Here is a 17,698-nt window from a genome sequence, read left to right as displayed (position 1 = left end):
CAACGCGGCACTGCCGCTTCTGAAGTGGATAGCCAACATGAAACTCCTGCACCTCGACTCCAGCGCACTGGGCACCGGTTCGGTCACCCGTGAGCTCACCGCCGCCATCGTAGCCCGTTGGCAGGACAAACTCCCGCAGCTACAGCTCGAATACCGCGACCTGGACAGCAATCCCCTGCCCCATTTGACCGGCCAGTCGCTGGCCCAGACCAATCCGGAGGAAGCGGCCGACGCGGCGCGCACCATGGAACAGTTCCTGTCCGCCGATGTCCTGGTGATCGGTGCGCCGATGTACAACTTCTCCGTTCCCTCGACATTGAAAGCCTGGATCGATCGCGTGGCGGTTGCCGGCAAGACCTTCCGCTACGGCGCGCAAGGTCCGGAAGGTTTGGTCGGCGGCAAGAAGATCATTATCGCCAGCGGCCGCGGCGGTATCCATTCCGGCGCGCCGACCGATTTCCAGGAAGCGTACTTGCGCCAGGTGTTCGGTTTCCTGGGCGTGACCGATATCGAATTCGTTCGCGCCGAAGGCGTGGCCTATTCGCCGCAGCATCGTAGCGATGCGATCGCAGGGGCGTTGGCCGCCATTCCGGAGCCGCAGCGTCTGGCTGCTTAAAGAGCAAGTTGTTCGTGCCAATCGAAGCGGGCTTGCGCGAGTAGGCCCGTTTTCTGCGCAAGGTGAAAAAAACGAATCGTCATCCCAGCGAAAGCTGGGATCCATTTTGATCTTGATCTTGATCTGGTTAGTACAAAACAGAAACAGCAAAGGCAAAATGGATTCCAGCCTTCGCTGGGATGACGTCCGTTTTTTCTATTTTCACCGATCGTACCTGGTTACCCGGCAGTGACGGGTTAGGCGATGGTTTCCAAACCGCCCATGTAAGGACGCAGCACTTCCGGCACGGTGATGGAGCCATCTGCATTCTGGTAGTTCTCCATCACCGCGATCATCGCGCGGCCCACAGCAACACCGGAACCATTGAGCGTATGCACGGGCTCCGGCTTGCCGGTGGCGGGATTGCGCCAGCGCGCCTGCATGCGGCGGGCCTGGAAGTCCTCGCAGTTGGAGCACGATGAAATTTCGCGGTAGGTGTCTTGCGAAGGCAGCCAGACTTCCAAATCGTAAGTCTTGGTGGCGGAAAAGCCCATGTCGCCGGCGCACAGCAGCATCCGCTTGTACGGCAGACCCAATTTTTCCAGCACCACTTCGGCGCAGCGGGTCATGTGCTCGTGCTCGTCGTAGCTCTCGGCCGGGCGCGCGATGGAGACCATTTCCACCTTCTCGAATTGATGCTGGCGGATCATGCCGCGGGTATCGCGGCCGTGGCTGCCGGCTTCGGCGCGGAAGCACATGGAAAGCGCGGTCATGCGCAGAGGTAATGCTGCGTCTTCCAGGATTTCGTCGCGCACGATATTGGTCAGCGGCACTTCCGAGGTTGGAATCAAGTAACGCTTGCTTTCGCCAACCGTCGTGGCGAACAGGTCTTCCTCGAACTTCGGCAACTGGCCGGTGCCGCGCATCGAATCCTCGTTGACTATCAACGGCACATTGGTTTCTTCGTAGGCGTGCTCGTTACTGTGTAGGTCGAGCATGAACTGCGCCAGCGCGCGGTGCAGACGGGCGAGCTGCCCACGCAACACAGTGAAACGAGCGCCGGACAGTTTCGCCCCCGCATCACCATCCAACCAGCCGTGACGCGCGCCGAGTTCCACATGGTCTTTCACCGCGAAATCGAACGTGCGCGGCGTGCCCCAGCGCATCACTTCCACATTGCCGCTCTCGTCCTTGCCCGGCGGCACGCTGTCGTGCGGCAGGTTGGGAATGCCCAGCGCGATGGCTTCGATCTCGCCGCGGAGGCGCTCCAGCTCGACTTCCGAAACCTTCAGTTCTTCGCCAAATCCGGCCACTTCCGCCATCAACGCAGTCGTGTCCTCGCCTTTGGACTTGGCTTGGCCGATGGCCTTGGAGCGCGTATTGCGCAGGTTCTGCAGCTCTTGGGTGCGGGTCTGCAGTTGCTTGCGCGAGGACTCCAGCGCTTCCAACGCGGACACGTCGAGGCTATAGCCGCGGGTCGCTTGCAAGCGTCGGGCGAGTTCGGCGGGATGGGAGCGAAGCAGGACAGGATCGAGCATGGAATGAATTCGTGGATATCGAAGCTTAATTATCGCCTGATCTGCCCGCGGTTGCCTCGTCGTATCGCCTCTGGCCATGTCAGAATCGCCCCGAACCGACCGGAACCCGCCATGCCCGCTTCCAATCCACCAGAACACGACTACGTTTTCCGCTTGCCGCGTAGTGCTTTGCGTATTGCGGGCATTGCCTTCGGAATCGGGCTGGTGCTGTTCTTGATCGTCTGGTGGATGGGGCGCGACCAGGCGTTCTACAAAGTGGAGCCCACCGCGCCCGGCAAGCCCTTGAGCGAACTGGAAGCCCTGCCGGAACCTTTGGCCGGCGGCGACAGCGCCAGCGACATGCCTTCAGCGGGCACCGGCGCCGAACAGGCGGACCGCCCGCAACTGGTGGAAACACCGCCGCCGCCCTTGCCCGCACCCATCGACGAAAGCGCATTGCCTGCGGCTCCGGAGGCAGGTGCTTCGACCGCGCCCGGCACCGTCGCACTCGCGCCAGGCGACCAACCGGTTCCGCTCAACGGACAGACGCCGCCTCCACGTTACCCTAGCGAAGCACTGCGCAGAGGCGAAAGCGGCACGGTGCTGGTACGGGTGGAAGTGGACGCCAACGGCGCCCCGGCAGGCGTGGCGCTGGTACAGCACAGCGGTTCGCGCGACCTCGATCGCGCGGCCATGGAAGCGGTGCGCAAGTGGCGTTTCATGCCCGCGCAACGCGATGGCCAGGCCGTCGCCGCGAGCCTAGTCATCCCCATCGATTTCAAGGCCGACCAATAGCTTCCGAACCTGAACGGCCTGGGCGCCAAGTAGGCGCTTTCACGGTGCCGTGACGCTTTCGCAACAAACCCGCGTGCAAGACTCCACCTGTTCATTCACTTGTTCAGGGAGGTCAAGTATGTCCACACCCAATCCGAACGACCCTGGTTACAACCGTGTCGACCCCGATGCCCCCGTTGTCGCGCCGCCTCGCAACAGCAGCGCATTGCTCTGGTTGCTGGTGCTGGTGGCGCTGATCGCACTGGGCCTGTGGTGGTATGGAAAACGTCAGGCCACCGAAGCCGTCGATACGTCAGCTACCACTCAGCAGCCTGCAGTGGTCGGGGAAACGACACCGGCCCCCTCGGTAGTGGCGGAAAAGAAACCGGTGGCGAAAAAGCCCGACGCAAAGCCAAAACCAGTCGCCAAGCTCACCCGCGATCCGTCGCCGCTGGCTGGCAATCAGGCGCCGAAGTACCCGCCGCAAGCGCTGCGCTCAGGAGTGGAAGGCAGCGTAAGCGTACGCGTCGAAGTCGACGCCAATGGCAATCCCACCGATGTCACGGTGGTGGAACGCAGCGGCGAACGCAGCCGCGATCTGGACCGGGCGGTGACCGACGCCGTGCGCAAATGGCGGTTCGAGCCTGCGATGAAGGACGGCAAGGCCGTAGCCGGCGCCGTGGTGGTACCGGTGGAGTTCAAGAGCCAGTAAACGATCCGAAACCGACGCTTCGCGCCAGCGCATCGTAATTCGGGAACGATGTGGCCACATTGGCCACATCGGAGATCTCGATTTTCCCGGACGCCGCCTGGGCGGCCACGCTGAAAGCCATGGCGATACGATGGTCGCCATGGCTGTCCACCGCACCGCTTCCGATTTGGCCGCCAAGGAGGGTAGCGCCATCGGGAGTTTCGTCCACCCGTATGCCTAGCACGCGCAAGCCCGCCGCCATGGAAGCGAGACGGTCGGATTCCTTGACGCGCAGTTCGGCCGCGCCGCGCACCACCGTGTTGCCGGTGGCGCAGGCCGCAGCGACGAACAGGGCGGGGAATTCGTCGATCATGTCCGGCACGATTTCCACCGGCACTTCGATGCCATGCAACGGCGCATGACGCACGACCAGATCGGCGACGGGTTCGCCGCCATGCTCGCTGCGGTTTTCTTCTGTGATGTCCGCCCCCATGGCGCGCAATGCGATCAGCAATCCGGTGCGGCGCGGATTCAGGCCGACAGCGCGCAGGCGCAGTTCCGAACCGGGAACGATGCTGGCGGCCACGATGAAAAACGCCGCCGAGGAAAAATCGGCGGGCACGGCGATATCGGTGGCACGCAGGCGCTGGCCGCCATGCAGACGCGCATGGCCCGGCGAGAATTCGATATCCACACCGAATGCGGAGAGCATGCGCTCGGTGTAGTCGCGGGTGGGGTGCGGTTCGCGCACAACGGTTTCGCCTTCGGCGTACAGACCGGCCAGCAGCACTGCGGACTTCACCTGCGCGCTGGCCACCTCTAGCGTGTAGTCCATGCCGCGGATCGGCTGCCCGCCATGGATGCGCAATGGCGGCACGCCGCCAGGCTCGGAATCGATGCGCGCGCCCATCTTCGCGAGCGGATCCACGATCCTGCGCATGGGGCGCTTAGAAAGCGATTCGTCGCCCACCAGAACGCTGTCGAATTTTTGCGCGGACAGCAAGCCTGCCAACAGGCGCATGCCGGTGCCGGCATTGCCACAGTCCAGGGACCCTGCAGGCGCGCGCAAACCGTCGACGCCCACGCCGTGCACGATGCGTTGCGAGGGCGAAGGGGTTTCGATGCGCACCCCTAGCTGCGAGAAGATCGCGGCGGTCGCACGCGTGTCCTCGCCTTCCAGGAAACCATCTATGCGGGAGACGCCATCGGCCAGGGCCGCGAACATCACCGCGCGGTGAGAGACGGACTTGTCTCCGGGAATCTCGATTTCTCCGCGCAGCGCTTGGCCGGGGGAAACGGTCCAGTTTTGCTTTCCAGTCATTTTTTGAATCCTACTCGCCTGTACCGTCATCCCAGCGAAAGCTGGAAGTGTTTATCAATGCCTAAGCTAATCATCTAGGCTTTAGCTTTAGCTCCAACTTGCCCCGTGAGACGCGGCAAGCAGGCCGGGATCAACCCCGAAGGGGCGGCGCACATGGATGTGCGCCGTTTCCGGAGGCGCAGGATGCGCCTTACGGAAATTCCCGGCCTGCTTGCGGACCCGGCAGCTTCATCGCCGGGCGCGACGTTAGGGCGGCTTTCTTTTGGTTACTTTTCTTTGCCGTTCAAAGAAAAGTGACTCGCGCAACGCGCGAAACGCTTTGAAGCAAGAACAAACGCAAGATCAAGAGCACCCCTCCTCAATCCTCCCCTGCGCTGCGCGCGAGGGAGGAGGCAGAAGCAGAGCCAAATGCAGGAGCAGGATCAAGACTTACGGCACCGCCACTGGATACGAACCCAGCACCTTGATCTGGGCCGAATGCGCTTCCAATTCGGCCAGCGCCTTCTTCATCGATTCGTCCTCGACGTGGCCGGCCAGGTCGATGAAGAATCCGTACTCCCACTTGGCGTGGTGCGAGGGCCGCGATTCGATGCGATTCATGCTGATGCCATGGCGCGCGAACGGACTCAGCACATTGAACAGCGCACCGGGCTGATCGCGGATGAACACCAGCACCGAGGTGCGGTCATGGCCCGACGACGGAAAGATCTGCCGGCCGATCACCAGGAAGCGCGTGGTGTTGTCGGCGTCGTCCTCAATCGAGGCCATGATGACTTTCTTCAAACCATAGACATGGCCTGCGCTCTCGCCGGCGATGGCGGCCGCGTCGTCCGAATTGCGAGCGCGCCGCGCGCCTTCGGCGTTGCTGGAAACCGGGATCTTCTCGACCTTGGGCAGGTTGGAGCGCAACCAGGAAGAAGTCTGCGCGAACGACTGCGGATGCGAGTAGATGCGCTCGATATCCTCGATGCGGCCCGTACGCGACAGCAGGTACTGATGCACCCGCAGCTCGACTTCGCCACAGATCTTGAGGTTGGAGGTGAGGAACATGTCCAGGGTGACCTGGATGGTGCCCTGCCCCGAATTCTCCACCGGCACCACGCCGAAATCGGCGTTGCCGTTCTCCACTTCCTGGAATACTTCCTCGATGCTGGCCAGCGGCAGGCCGTGCGCGGACCGGCCGAAGTGCTTCATCACTGCCTGCTGGCTGAAGGTGCCTTCCGGGCCGAGGAAGCCGACTTTCAACGGCTCCTGCTGCGCCAGACAGGCGGACATGATTTCGCGGAACACGTGCACCAGCACTTCATCGCTGAGCGGGCCTTCGTTGCGGTCCACCACCATGCGCAGCACCTGGGCCTCGCGCTCGGGGCGGTAATAGTCCACGGCGGCGGCGAGCTTGCCCTTGGCCTTGCCGACCTGCAGCGCGTACGCGGCGCGGTCGGCGATGAGGCCCTGGATCTGGCGGTCGATGCCATCGATATGGGCGCGCACGTCGGCGAGCACCGGCGCGGTTGCGGTAGCCTTGGCGGCTACCTTCTTCGCTGCGGGTTTTGCGGCTTTCTTCGCCGGCTTCTTGGGTTTTGCTGCCATGAGGTTCGTTCTCTCGGTCTTTCCGGATGTTGCGTGGGTGGTGATGAGCGCTATCAACCGTTGCGTTGCTGGAAATCGCGCATGAAATCGACCAACGCCTGCGCCGCTTCCACCGGCAATGCGTTGTACAGCGAAGCGCGCAGGCCGCCGACCGCCTTGTGGCCCTTCAACGCCAGCAAGCCAGCTGCTTTCGACTCGGCGACAAAGCGAGCAGTCAGCGTCTCGTCCGGCAAGAAGTACGGGATGTTCATACGCGAACGCGCCTGCGGCACCACCTCGTTGCGGTAGAACCCGCCCGAAGCGTCGATGGCGTCGTACACCAGCTTCGATTTCAATGCGTTGCGGCGAGCGAACTCGGCCACCCCGCCCTGCGCCAGCATCCACTTGAACACCAGTCCGGCCAGATACCAGTTCCAGGTCGGCGGTGTGTTGAGCATGGAGTCGCGCGCGGCATGCGAGCGGTAGTCGAAGATGTCCGCGCGCGGCTGGCCGCTGCGTTCCAGCAGATCGCGGCGGATGATCACCACCGCCACGCCTACCGGGCCCAGATTCTTCTGCGCGCCGGCGTAGATCACGCCGTATTTCGATACGTCGATGGGTTCCGAAGCGATGCTGGAGCTGAAATCGGCGAACAGCGGAACATTGCCGACTTCGGGAGTGTCGCGGAATTCGACGCCGTGGATGGTTTCGTTGGCGGTGATATGCACATAAGCCGCGTCGGGCGTCAGCTTCCAACTGTCGCGCGCGGGAATGCTGCGAAAACCTTCCGGTTCGCCATCGGCGGCGATATTCACCTTGGCGTAGGGCGCGACCTGCTTGATCGCCGTCTTGCCCCAGTGGCCGGTGACCACGTAATCGACGGTCTGGCCGGGCGCAGCGAAATTCAGGGCCAGCAAGGCCTGCTGGGTGGTGGCGCCCCCGGAGAGGAACAGCACCGCGTAGTTTTCTGGAATTCCGATCAAGGTCCGCAGATCGGCTTCGGCCTCGGCGGCCACCGCGATGAAATCGGCGCTGCGATGACTGATTTCCACGATCGAGGCGCCCACGCCATTCCAGTCGAGCATTTCCGCCTGGGCCTGCAGCAGCACTGATTCCGGCAAGGTGGCGGGGCCGGCACTGAAATTGAAAACGCGGGTCATGGTGGGCCTGCAAAGTGGACGCCTAGTATGCCGCAGCGCAGCACCCAGAGCAGTCCTGGTTTCAAACGTAACTTCTGCTGTCTGGATCGCGCGGCCGCGAAACCTTTTGCCGCCCGCCCGCCTCTATAGTTATGAAATCCTAAGGAACACCCTCATGTCACTCCGCGATGCACTGAAAATCCCGTCCAGCCAGGTCACCGACGAATCGGTCTACCGCGAGCGCCGCACGCTGCTGCAGGCCTTTGCCATGGCCCCGGCGCTGACCCTGGCCGGTTGCGCCGAAGCCGAGCCGCCCGCCGCCCCCAAGACGGTGGTCACCCCGGCGCAAGCGCGTTCGGGTTTCCGCACCACCGAAGAACTGACCAAGTTCGCCGACATCACCAGCTACAACAATTTCTACGAATTCGGCACCGGCAAGACCGATCCGTCCACTGCCGCCAAGACTCTGAAGACCAAGCCATGGTCGGTGGCGGTCAACGGCGAATGCGCCAAGCCCGGACGCATCGCCATGGAAGACCTGATCAAGGGATTGACGCCGGAAGAGCGTATCTACCGGCTGCGTTGCGTGGAAGGTTGGTCGATGGTGATCCCGTGGCTGGGCGTGCCCTTGGGCGAGGTACTGAAGAAGTTTGTGCCGACGTCCAAGGCCAAGTATGTGGCCTTCACCACCTTGGCCGATCCCCGGCAGATGCCCGGCGTACGCTACAACTCGATCAACTGGCCGTATCGCGAAGGCCTGCGCATTGATGAGGCGATGCATCCGCTGACCTTGCTGGCTACCGGCCTGTACGGCAAGCCGCTGCCGCAGCAGAACGGCGCGCCGCTGCGGCTGGTGGTGCCGTGGAAGTACGGTTTCAAAAGCATCAAGTCGATCGTGGAGATCAAGTTCGTGGAGAAGATGCCGGAAACCGCCTGGCATGACCTGCAACCCTCCGAGTACGGCTTCTTCTCCAACGTGAATCCGGCCGTCGACCACCCGCGCTGGAGCCAGAAGACCGAGCGCCGCATCGCCGGCAACGCCAGCAAATTGTTCGCCGAGCGCATCCCTACCCGGCTCTTCAACGGCTACGCTGCACAGGTGGCTTCGATGTATTCGGGTCTGGATCTCAAGAAGTGGTATTGAACGGAAGACAGGCACGGATTGACAACGGATCGTAATGGCCAAGACTTCCAACGGCATCATCGTCGCCAAAACCCTGGTACACCTCGCCGCGCTGACGCCGGCCACGATCCTGGCCTGGCAGTTCTACGATGTCTGGCAGACCAACAGCGACGCGCTGGGCGCCGATCCGGTGGCCGAGATCGAGCACCGTCTCGGCCTGTGGGCATTACGGCTGCTGATGGTCGCCTTGGCGATCACGCCGCTGCGGCAACTGAGCGGGCAGCCGGTGCTGATCCGCTTTCGCCGCATGCTCGGCCTGTACGCGTTCTTCTACGCCTGCCTGCACTTCGCCGCTTATCTTGGCCTCGACCTGCGCGGCTACTGGACGCAGATATTCGCGGAGATCGTGAAGCGTCCGTACATCACCGTGGGTTTCAGCGCCTGGCTGCTGCTTTTGCCATTGGCCATCACTTCGACGAAGGGTTGGATCAAGCGTCTGGGACGCAATTGGGGACGCCTGCACAAGCTGGTCTATGCCGCCGGCGTATTGGCCGTGCTGCATTTCTGGTGGCTGGTGAAATCCGACATCCGCGAACCGCTGTTGTACGCCTCGATCCTGGCGGTGTTGCTGGGCTGGCGCGCGTGGAAAGCCTTCAGCCGGCGCCGAACAGCAATAGCGCGCTGAGCATCGCAGCCAGGAACAGGGCCGCTAGCAACAACCATGGCCAGCGCCGCAGGGAATGCATCTTGGCCGGGGCGTAATCCGCGCCGGTTCCCTCCTGGACACTGTCGTCGGTGAATTCAGGGGCGTCGCCGGAGGCCTCCTGCCAGGGCACTTCCACCAAGAACCGATGCTGGCTGCCGAAAGCCACCTGGTCGCCGGACGCGAGCAAGGCGTCGCGCACCGCGACTCCGTTGACCATGCTTCCGCTGGACGAGCCCAGATCGCGCAACAGCACGCGGTCCCCACGACGTTCCAGTTGCGCATGGCGGTCGGCAAAACCCGGATCGTCGATGCGGATCGCCGCGTTGAGCGAAGCTCCGACCAGGCAGGGTTGCGAGAGTGCGTAGGCGCGTCCGTGGTGTTTGCCGCCCACGCCCCTGAGAACGATGCGCGGATCGCTGCTGTCGGCCGGATCGGCCGGCGGCACCGCGTCCAGACCCTGGTGCGAGGCTTGTACCAGGATTTCGGCGCCATCGAGGTAGACCGTGTCGCCGGCGCGCAAGAGCGCCATGCGTTGTACCGGTCTGCCGTTGACATGGATGCCCCGGATACCCGAGGCCACCTGCAGCCACAAGCCGCGACGGTCCATGCAGAACTGGGCCAGCAAGGCGCCCTGAGCGTTATCGCCCACACCGAGCAGGCCGCTGGCTTCGCGCACGATACGATGCACGCCGGTGACCAGCGCGCGATCGGGTTGTTGGCGGTTGCCGAAATGGAGTCTGAGGTTTTCCACGACGCGCGAGACTAACATGCCGCGTTGCGGCTTGGACTCGGCGGCAAGCTTGCGCACAATAAGCACAGCACAACAAGCCCAGCACAGCAGGAACCGCGCCCATGCCCAGCATCGACATCCACCACGAACACTCCAAAACGCCGAAACAGGCGCGCAAGGCGCTGGAAGACGTCGCCGAGAAACTGTCCGAACGCTTCGGCATGCAACACGAATGGGACGGCGACACGCTCACCTTCAACCGGTCCGGCGTCGACGGAAAAATAAAATTATCGCCGAAGAAACTGCACGTCACCGCGCAGCTCGGGTTCATGCTGTCGATGCTGAAGGACCCGATCGAATCCGAAATCAGGCGCGTGCTGAGCGAAAAATTCGATTGATGTAGGTCGGGGTTACACCCTCGACGCATGAAATGCCGAAGCGTCGGGGACGTAGCCCCGACCTACCGGAAGGGATCAGGGTCGCCATTGAACAGCCGCTCGGCCACCACGCGTTCGGATTCTTCGATATCGGCGACAAAAGCCTTGCCGTCGCCCAGAGCGGAGAAAGCGGCGAAGCCGCGCTCCAGAAAACCTTGAAGCTCGCCCAGTCCACTGGCCTTGGCCGGGCCGCGCGACAGGCGCAGAAGCATGGAAACACCGGGAGTGCGCACCGCCTTCGCCAGGCCCACGCCCACCCCCGAAATCAGATCGATCTGGTGCACGCGCAAACGCGGGTGCCCCACCTGGCGATAAGCTTTTCCATACAACTCCGCGTCCAGCCGCTTGCGTGTAGGCGCGATGCGCTGCAGTGCTTCGGCCATGCGCAAATCCAGTGCATGGGTCACCGCCCCCAGCTCGATGCCGCCGGCGACCGTGCCCAACACCGCCGCAGGCAACAAGCGCTGCATCATGGGGACTACCTTGGCTATGTTCGCGTCGCGCCGGCTGAAATCGCGATCGCCGTAGACGTCGGTCAGAAAAAAAAGCGCAGCGGCGCGCCGCTGCGGGTCGTAGAGGAAATGCTCGAAGCTTGCTTCCAGCCGCTTCGTCTGCCAGCTGCGCAGGATCGGCAGCCACCGCAGCCGGTTGCGGGGTTCGCGTGCCTGGTCGTGCAGGGCCTGGTGACAAGCCAGGCGGCGTCCGAGCCGTTCGATGAGGGGGTTGCCGCGAGCCATGCACCGAATGATCGGGGGCAAGGTACCCCGATCGCAAGCTTCCACCCTACTTATTGCTATAGGGATAACGTTTACAAGCTCTAGAACTTGTCGGCTACACTCGGGCAGTTTTTCGCAGCCGGATTGTGCATGCTCTCACTACATAGCGCCCAGAAACGTGGCACCGATGGCCGCATAGGCCTTGCCATCGCCGGCGGCGGCCCCATCGGCGGCATGTACGAACTGGGTGCATTGCGGGCCATGGACGAGGCGATGGATGGCCTGGACCTGACCCGTATGGATTGCTATGTGGGCGTCAGTTCCGGCGCTTTCCTCGCTGCCGGTCTGGCCAACCGGATGAGCACCGCCGAGATGTGCCGCATCTTCATTACCGGCACCAGCGACGATGCCGTGTTCCGCCCGGAGATATTCCTCAAGCCCAACGTAGGCGAGTACCTGCGCCGCGCCGCCACTCTGCCCGGCCTGTATGCCGACTGGGCGCGCCGGCTGATGCTCAATCCACGCAAGGCCACCCGGTTGTCGGACTTGATCCTGCGTTTCGGCGGGCTGGTGCCGACCGGCCTCTTCGACAGCGAGGGCGTGGAAAGCTTCCTGCGCGATGTGTTCACCCGCCGGGGCCGCAGCAACGATTTCCGCACCCTCGGCGCCGACTTGTTCGTGGTGGCGGTGGACCTGGACAGCGGCGAAGCCGTGCGCTTCGGCGAAAAAGGCTGGGACGGCGTGCCCATCTCGCAAGCCGTGCAGGCCAGCTCCGCATTGCCGGGCCTGTATTCCCCGGTGCAGATCAACGGCCGTCATTTCCTCGACGGTGCTCTGCGTCGGACCATGCATGCCTCCACCGTACTGGAACGCGGCATCGACCTGATGATCGGCATCAATCCGCTGGTGCCCTTCGACGCCGGCAATGCCGCGCCGCAGGCCGGCGAAGAAGAGCGGCGCGGACTGGCGAGTGGCGGTCTACCTGCCGTGCTGTCGCAGACCCTGCGCACCCTGCTGCAGTCGCGCATGCAGATCGGCATGGAGAAATACCCGCATCAGTTCCCCAACATCGACCAACTGGTGTTCGAACCGAACGCGGAGGACAGCGAACTGTTCTTCACCAATCTCTTCAGCTTCTCAGCACGCCACCGGGTCTGCCAGCTCGCCTACCGCAATACGCTGGCCGACTTGCGCAAACGCGCCGGCGTGTTGCGGCCGATGCTGGCCGCGCACGGCATCGGCCTGCGCGACGAAATCATCAACGACCGCCACCGCTCGCTGCTGGATGGCCTGGATGTCGCCCCGCGCATGACCGAAACGACTGCGCGCCTGCGACGCGCGCTCGACGATGTCGACCAGGTCGTGGCCAAGCGTCGCACGCGGCGTACTACCCCCGCGTTGAAATCAGCTGGTCGAGTTAGCGGCAACGCGAATAGACGCTCGTAGGTGATGCGCTCGCGGGTGGTGTGAAAGCTCTAGACAAGCGGGCGATTCTTCGGCTTCCTCAATCATTCGATTTGTCGACGGAACCCATGGCCAAGCTGAAGAAAACCGCGCGCAAGACCACCTCCGCGAGCAACCCCGACCTGCAGGCGCAGGCAGAACGTCTTTCCAAGAACCTCGGCGAATCGGCGCAGCAGGTGTGGCTTGCCGGCGTCGGCGCCTTCGGCCGGGCCCAGGCCGAAGGAAACAAACTTTTCGAAACGCTGGTGAAGGAAGGTCTTTCGGTCGAACAACTCACCCGCAAGGTTGCGGGCGGCAAGGTCGGCGCGGTACGCGATGCGGTCGAAAGCAAGGTCGGCCAGGCACGCGAGCGGGCCTCCGACACCTGGGACCGCCTGGAAAAGGTGTTCGAGGAACGCGTGCAGCGCGCGTTGCGTCGCCTGGAAGTGCCCAGCCGCGAAGACCTCAGTGCCCTGATCGACCGCGTGGATTCGCTGAATGGCGAATTGCGCAAGCTGGGCGGTGGCGCCGCGCCGCGCAAGAGCGCCGCGAAGAAGGCCGCCGCCAAGAAATCCGTTGCGAAAAAGGCGGCGCCGGTCAGGAAGAACGCACGCAAATCCGCCAAATAAGCAGCTGCTAAACCACGGCACACACCGTTCTCAAAAAAATGTTGCAAGGCACCATATAAAACGTAACAATCGTTACTAGCCCGCCAGTCCACTCGAAGTACGTATGCTCCCCTCCCCTTACGACTTCGGACTGGCGGGCTTTTTCGTGCCCGCAAATCGGTGTCGCCGGACCCTGGCGTAGAATGTGAGATTCCTCAGGTCCTTTGAAAGGTAATCATGCCCGCTTGGTTGTTCGGATCGGTCATTACGCTGCTCGTGGGTGCCGTTACCACTGCTTACCTCTGGCTGATCCGCCGCCGCGACGATGAAACCGCCGCGGGCCTGCTGGCACTTGCCGGGATGCGCTGGCGCGATTTCTCCCGCCTGATTCTGGAAGCCATGGAATTGCGCGGGCTGGAGCGGATTCCGACCGCCCATGAAGACAACCAGGAACACAGCGCCAGTTTCCTGCTCTCTGGCCAGGGTAAGCAGCTGTTGCTGGCCTGTAAGCATGGCTCCGCCTATCGCATCGGTTCTGCCGCGGTCGACGAATTCGCCTCGGAGATACGTCTGAGGGGCGTCCAGGGCGGGATTCTGGTGACCGAGGGCGTACTGGACAAGGGCGGTGTCGAAAAAGCCGGCCGATACAGCATCGAAGTGATCGATGGTCCTCTGCTCTGGCCCACCGTCAAGCCAATGGTGGAAGGCAACCTGCAGCGCCGCATCGCCGGCAATGCCTCGTCCCGCGCTCGCCGCCACATCGGCATTGCCTGGCTGGGAGCGTTCACCCTGGGTCTGGCATCGGCGTCGGCCTTTCCGGGCAGACTGGCTCCCGAATCGAAGCCGGCGCCCGCTCCGGTAGCGGCGGCTCCTGCTCCCTCAGTGCCCGACAAGCCCACCGCTGTAGCACCCAGCATTGTGGCGACACCAAAACCCGCGCCAGCGACCGCCGCGCGGGCTGCCGGCGTCACCGAAGCTGCCGTCGAAGCCGATACCGAAAAGCATCGCGCGGAAATCTCCAGGAAACTGTCCAAGACGCCGGGCATCATCCGCGGCGTATGGATATCGCGGTCCACGTTGTCCGTGGACCGTGCTGTCGCCGAAGACGCCGCCTGGCCCCTAGTCTGCGACCAGCTGAAGGCCTATCCAGACCTGCAGCTGATCCGGGTGCAGATGAACCCTCCGCAGGGCAGCGCCGAGCAGGTGCGCTGGCGGCAGTGCGAAGCGCTCTGAAACGAAGCTGACTGACGGGTCATCCCGCCTACCAGTGCACTCCGCGCATCAACGAAGCGAAGGCGATCTGTTCCTGGCTGGGCGCCGATTCCTTCAGCGCCTTGCGGTCGCCCTTGGCCGCCGCCGAATCGGGGAATAGTTCGAACGCCGTGCTCATGATCACCTCGTAAGCCTTCGGCGCGACCGCATTGACCAGGGCCGAGAAGATGCCCAGGCGAGTGGCGATGCGGCTCGGCTTCTCGATGATCGCCTTGACCAGCAGGTCTGCGGCTTCTTCCGGCGACAGCGTGGGTACGCTGTCGTACATCTTGGTCGGCGCGATCATCGGCGTCTTCACCAACGGCATGTTGATGGTGGTGAAGCTGATGCCCTTGCCCGACAGCTCGCCCTGCGCGCAGCGGCTGAAGGCGTCCAACGCCGCCTTCGACGCCACGTACGCCGAGAACCGCGGCGAACTGGCCAGCACACCGATGGAGCTGATGTTGATGATGTGGCCCTTGCGGCGATGGGTCATGGTGGGCATGAAGCCCATGATCAGGCGGATACTGCCGAAATAGTTCAGCTGCATGGTGCGCTCGAAATCGTGGAAGCGATCGTAACTGGCTTCGATCGAACGGCGGATCGAGCGGCCCGCGTTGTTGATCAGGATATCGACGTGACCGTGCTCCTCCAGCACCAGCTTCACCAGCCGGTCGCAGTCGGCCATGTCCGCCAGATCCGCGGTGTAGGCGAAGACCTTGCCTCCCGCCTTCTTCATCTCATCGCGTGCTTTGAAAAGTTCCTCTTCGCCACGCGCGACGATCACGGTGATCGCGCCAGCCTCGGCCACGCGCTGGGCGGTCGACAGGCCGATGCCCGACGAACCACCGGTGATCACCACGACCTTGTTGCGGACCTTGCCCTTCAGAGTGCGGTCGATGAACAGATCCGGGTCCAGGTGCCGTTCCCAGTAGTCCCACAACCGCCACGCATAGCCTTCCAGCTTGGGCACCGCAATGCCCGAACCCTTCAGCGCCCGCTCCGCTTCGCGACTGTCGAAGCGCGTGGGATAGGTGATGAACTTCAGCACTTCCTTCGGAATCTTGAAGTCGCGCAGCAGCATGCCGATGAAACGCTTCACTGGCGGCAGGTTGCCGACCGCGCCGCGGATACCGCTGGGCACGAAGGCGAACATGCGCGCATCGATGCGCATGGTCATCTCCGGCGCATGGCCGGCACGGCAGAAAGTGTTCAACACTTCGCCCACGCGCAACGGCTCGGGATCGGTCAGGTGGAAGGTGTGGCCATCCAGCTTGGGCTTGTGCGCGATGTGGTCCATGGCGTCGGCCACGTAATCCACCGGCACGATATTGATGCGCCCGCCCTCGATGCCCAGCACCGGCATCCACGCCGGCAGGATCTCGCGCAGCTTCTTGATCAGGGTGAAGAAGTAATAAGGCCCGTCGATCTTGTCGATCTCGCCGGTCTGCGAGTGCCCCACGACCATCCCGGGGCGGTAGATGCGCCACTTCAAGCGCTTCTCGTTGCGCACCAGCCCTTCGGAATCGTGCTTGGTGCGCAGATAAGGGTCGTCCAGGCCTTCGGCCTCGTCGAACATGTCTTCGCGGAAGATGCCCGGATACAGGCCGGCGGCCGCGATCGAACTGGTGTGGTGGAACACTCCGGCCTTGATCGTTGCGGCCAGGTCCAGCGCATGCTGGGTCCCGTCGATATTGGCGGCGCGTTGCGCCTCAGCGCTCGCTGCCAGGTCGTAGATGGCGGCCAGATGAAAGAAATGCTTCACCTTTCCCGACAGCGTGCGCACCTGGCTGGGCGTGAGTCCGCATTTGGGCTTGGTCATATCGCCATAGACCACGCTGACGCGCTTGAGGTCCCACCCCGCCTTCTTGGCGATGGCGTCGAATTTCTTCTGCGAATCCTTACGGACCAGCACGTACACCACTCCGCTGCGCTTGAGCAGGTTGGTGACCAGGTAGCGGCCGATGAAACCTGTGGCGCCAGTGACGAAATAACTCATGTGCGGACTATCCCTGGTATGTGGGCGCGGCCCCTCCGCTGCGTCCCTGCGGCCTAAGTTGCCAGAGATGGCGCTGTTCGACAATGCCATCACAGATCGGACGGCATTGACCCATCCTGCCCCGCGTGGTGTGATGCGCGCGATCACTGGGAGGGATCTTTACAATGGCAGATCTGAAAAGCAGCTTCGAACAGGCATCCAAGGCGATCCAGGGCCTGTCCGAGCGACCGGACAACGACACTCTCCTCCGCCTGTATGCGCTCTATAAGCAGGGTTCGGAAGGCGACGTCAGCGGCGACAAGCCGGGATTCTTCGATTTCGTCGGCACCGCCAAATACGAGGCCTGGGCCAAGCTCAAGGGCACCGCGCAGGAAGAGGCGCAGAAGAAATACGTGGACTTGGTGAAGAAGCTGACCGCCTGACCGTCCAGCACCGAACCCGACCCTGGTGGCACGCGACACGCGCCAACGCATCCTCGATGCCTCGCTTGCGATGTTCAACACGCAGGGCGAACCGCATGTCACCACCAACCACATTGCGGATGAGCTGGAAATAAGCCCCGGCAATCTGTACTACCACTTCCGCAACAAGGACGACATCATCGAGCAGCTGTTCGCGCGCTATGAAGAGCGCATGGACGCCGCGTTGGCGACTCCGTCCGGGCGCCTGCCGGGACTGGAAGATATCTGGTTACAACTGCACTTGGTGTTCGAGTGCATCTGGGACTATCGGTTCCTGTATCGCGATCTGGTGGAAATCCTTAGCCGCAATCGGCGCATCCGCATGCGTTTCGCGCGCATCCTCAAGCGCGCCGACGACAGCGCGCACACGGTGATGCGTGGCATGTCGCAGGCGGGAATCATGCGCGCCTCGGCTGCGGAACTGGCCGGCACCGCCACCAACGTGCTGGTCATCGCCACTTTCTGGCTCAACTACGCCGCCGCCCGTGGCGACAAGGACGAACAGGTCGCCATTCGCCACGGCATCGTGCAGGTGATGATGCTGCTGGCCCCGTTCCTGCGCGATGCGGAACGGGTGCATTTGAATACGTTGACGCAGGCCTACCTGGACTAGGCCAC

18 protein-coding genes are annotated in these 17,698 nt (G+C 63.0%); 11 read left to right on the top strand and 7 right to left on the bottom strand.

Annotated features, from left to right (window positions below):
• The first annotated feature begins 37 nt into the window (after window positions 1-37).
• The gene (locus AC1DTQ_RS02760; protein WP_477847742.1) at window positions 38-616 is read left to right on the top strand and encodes an FMN-dependent NADH-azoreductase; all 579 of its coding nucleotides are present in this window, start codon (window positions 38-40) and stop codon (window positions 614-616) included.
• A 236-nt stretch (window positions 617-852) separates the two neighbouring features.
• Here the strand turns inward: AC1DTQ_RS02760 and serS are convergent, their stop codons facing one another.
• Window positions 853-2,133 (bottom strand): serine--tRNA ligase, encoded by a 1,281-nt coding sequence (gene serS, locus AC1DTQ_RS02755; protein WP_477847740.1) that lies wholly within the window; start codon window positions 2,131-2,133, stop codon window positions 853-855.
• 111 nt (window positions 2,134-2,244) lie between these two features.
• Here serS and AC1DTQ_RS02750 point away from each other — a divergent pair, with 111 nt between their 5' ends.
• Together AC1DTQ_RS02750 and AC1DTQ_RS02745 are read left to right on the top strand one after the other, a co-directional pair.
• Window positions 2,245-2,907, top strand: a complete 663-nt coding sequence (locus tag AC1DTQ_RS02750) for an energy transducer TonB (RefSeq protein ID WP_477847739.1) — start codon at window positions 2,245-2,247, stop codon at window positions 2,905-2,907.
• A gap of 118 nt (window positions 2,908-3,025) precedes the next feature.
• Window positions 3,026-3,598, top strand: coding sequence for an energy transducer TonB (locus AC1DTQ_RS02745; protein WP_477847738.1), 573 nt, complete (start codon window positions 3,026-3,028; stop codon window positions 3,596-3,598).
• Here AC1DTQ_RS02745 and aroA read toward each other — a convergent pair.
• The 3 genes from aroA to serC all read right to left on the bottom strand — a co-directional run bounded on the left by aroA (window position 3,585) and on the right by serC (window position 7,627).
• Complete coding sequence (aroA, locus tag AC1DTQ_RS02740; RefSeq protein WP_477847736.1) at window positions 3,585-4,898, bottom strand: 3-phosphoshikimate 1-carboxyvinyltransferase; 1,314 nt, start codon at window positions 4,896-4,898, stop codon at window positions 3,585-3,587. The genes AC1DTQ_RS02745 and aroA overlap by 14 nt on opposite strands.
• A 429-nt stretch (window positions 4,899-5,327) precedes the next feature.
• Window positions 5,328-6,488: a prephenate dehydratase gene (gene pheA, locus AC1DTQ_RS02735; RefSeq protein WP_477847735.1), complete on the bottom strand. Its 1,161-nt coding sequence runs from the start codon at window positions 6,486-6,488 to the stop codon at window positions 5,328-5,330.
• Between the two features lie 53 nt (window positions 6,489-6,541).
• Entirely contained in the window at window positions 6,542-7,627 is a 1,086-nt protein-coding gene (gene serC, locus AC1DTQ_RS02730; protein WP_477847734.1) for a phosphoserine transaminase, read from the bottom strand.
• A 154-nt stretch (window positions 7,628-7,781) separates the two neighbouring features.
• On the opposite strand from serC, the gene msrP reads away from it, so the two are divergent.
• Together msrP and msrQ are read left to right on the top strand one after the other, a co-directional pair.
• Complete coding sequence (gene msrP, locus AC1DTQ_RS02725; RefSeq protein WP_477847733.1) at window positions 7,782-8,750, top strand: protein-methionine-sulfoxide reductase catalytic subunit MsrP; 969 nt, start codon at window positions 7,782-7,784, stop codon at window positions 8,748-8,750.
• Window positions 8,751-8,784: 34 nt separating this feature from the next.
• Complete coding sequence (msrQ, locus tag AC1DTQ_RS02720; RefSeq protein WP_477847731.1) at window positions 8,785-9,414, top strand: protein-methionine-sulfoxide reductase heme-binding subunit MsrQ; 630 nt, start codon at window positions 8,785-8,787, stop codon at window positions 9,412-9,414.
• Here the strand turns inward: msrQ and AC1DTQ_RS02715 are convergent.
• Window positions 9,383-10,186: an FHA domain-containing protein gene (locus AC1DTQ_RS02715; RefSeq protein WP_477848349.1), complete on the bottom strand. Its 804-nt coding sequence runs from the start codon at window positions 10,184-10,186 to the stop codon at window positions 9,383-9,385. The two genes, msrQ and AC1DTQ_RS02715, sit on opposite strands and share 32 nt — an antisense overlap.
• A gap of 101 nt (window positions 10,187-10,287) precedes the next feature.
• On the opposite strand from AC1DTQ_RS02715, the gene AC1DTQ_RS02710 reads away from it, so the two are divergent.
• Window positions 10,288-10,563 (top strand): polyhydroxyalkanoic acid system family protein, encoded by a 276-nt coding sequence (locus AC1DTQ_RS02710; protein ID WP_310090499.1) that lies wholly within the window; start codon window positions 10,288-10,290, stop codon window positions 10,561-10,563.
• A gap of 62 nt (window positions 10,564-10,625) precedes the next feature.
• Here the strand turns inward: AC1DTQ_RS02710 and AC1DTQ_RS02705 are convergent, their stop codons facing one another.
• A complete protein-coding gene (locus AC1DTQ_RS02705; RefSeq protein WP_477847729.1) occupies window positions 10,626-11,339 on the bottom strand; it encodes a DUF8198 family protein in 714 nt (237 codons plus the stop codon).
• A gap of 129 nt (window positions 11,340-11,468) precedes the next feature.
• On the opposite strand from AC1DTQ_RS02705, the gene AC1DTQ_RS02700 reads away from it, so the two are divergent.
• From AC1DTQ_RS02700 to AC1DTQ_RS02690, 3 genes are all read left to right on the top strand, one after another.
• Window positions 11,469-12,764 carry a patatin-like phospholipase family protein gene (locus AC1DTQ_RS02700; protein WP_477847728.1) on the top strand — a complete coding sequence of 432 codons (1,296 nt, stop codon included), beginning with the start codon at window positions 11,469-11,471 and terminating at the stop codon, window positions 12,762-12,764.
• A gap of 86 nt (window positions 12,765-12,850) precedes the next feature.
• Window positions 12,851-13,390, top strand: coding sequence for a phasin family protein (locus tag AC1DTQ_RS02695; protein ID WP_477847727.1), 540 nt, complete (start codon window positions 12,851-12,853; stop codon window positions 13,388-13,390).
• Window positions 13,391-13,606: 216 nt separating this feature from the next.
• A complete protein-coding gene (locus AC1DTQ_RS02690) occupies window positions 13,607-14,602 on the top strand; it encodes a restriction endonuclease (RefSeq protein ID WP_477847725.1) in 996 nt (331 codons plus the stop codon).
• A 28-nt stretch (window positions 14,603-14,630) separates the two neighbouring features.
• Here AC1DTQ_RS02690 and AC1DTQ_RS02685 read toward each other — a convergent pair whose 3' ends face one another.
• Complete coding sequence (locus tag AC1DTQ_RS02685; RefSeq protein WP_477847723.1) at window positions 14,631-16,619, bottom strand: SDR family oxidoreductase; 1,989 nt, start codon at window positions 16,617-16,619, stop codon at window positions 14,631-14,633.
• A gap of 164 nt (window positions 16,620-16,783) precedes the next feature.
• Between AC1DTQ_RS02685 and AC1DTQ_RS02680 the strand changes: the two genes are divergently transcribed.
• Window positions 16,784-17,041 carry an acyl-CoA-binding protein gene (locus tag AC1DTQ_RS02680; RefSeq protein ID WP_310090493.1) on the top strand — a complete coding sequence of 86 codons (258 nt, stop codon included), beginning with the start codon at window positions 16,784-16,786 and terminating at the stop codon, window positions 17,039-17,041.
• A gap of 25 nt (window positions 17,042-17,066) precedes the next feature.
• A complete protein-coding gene (locus tag AC1DTQ_RS02675; protein WP_310090492.1) occupies window positions 17,067-17,693 on the top strand; it encodes a TetR/AcrR family transcriptional regulator in 627 nt (208 codons plus the stop codon).
• The last annotated feature ends 5 nt before the right edge of the window (window positions 17,694-17,698 follow it).

This window comes from Pseudoxanthomonas sp. P4_B2 (assembly GCF_056402315.1).
This window is presented reverse-complemented; position numbering and strand designations above follow the sequence as displayed.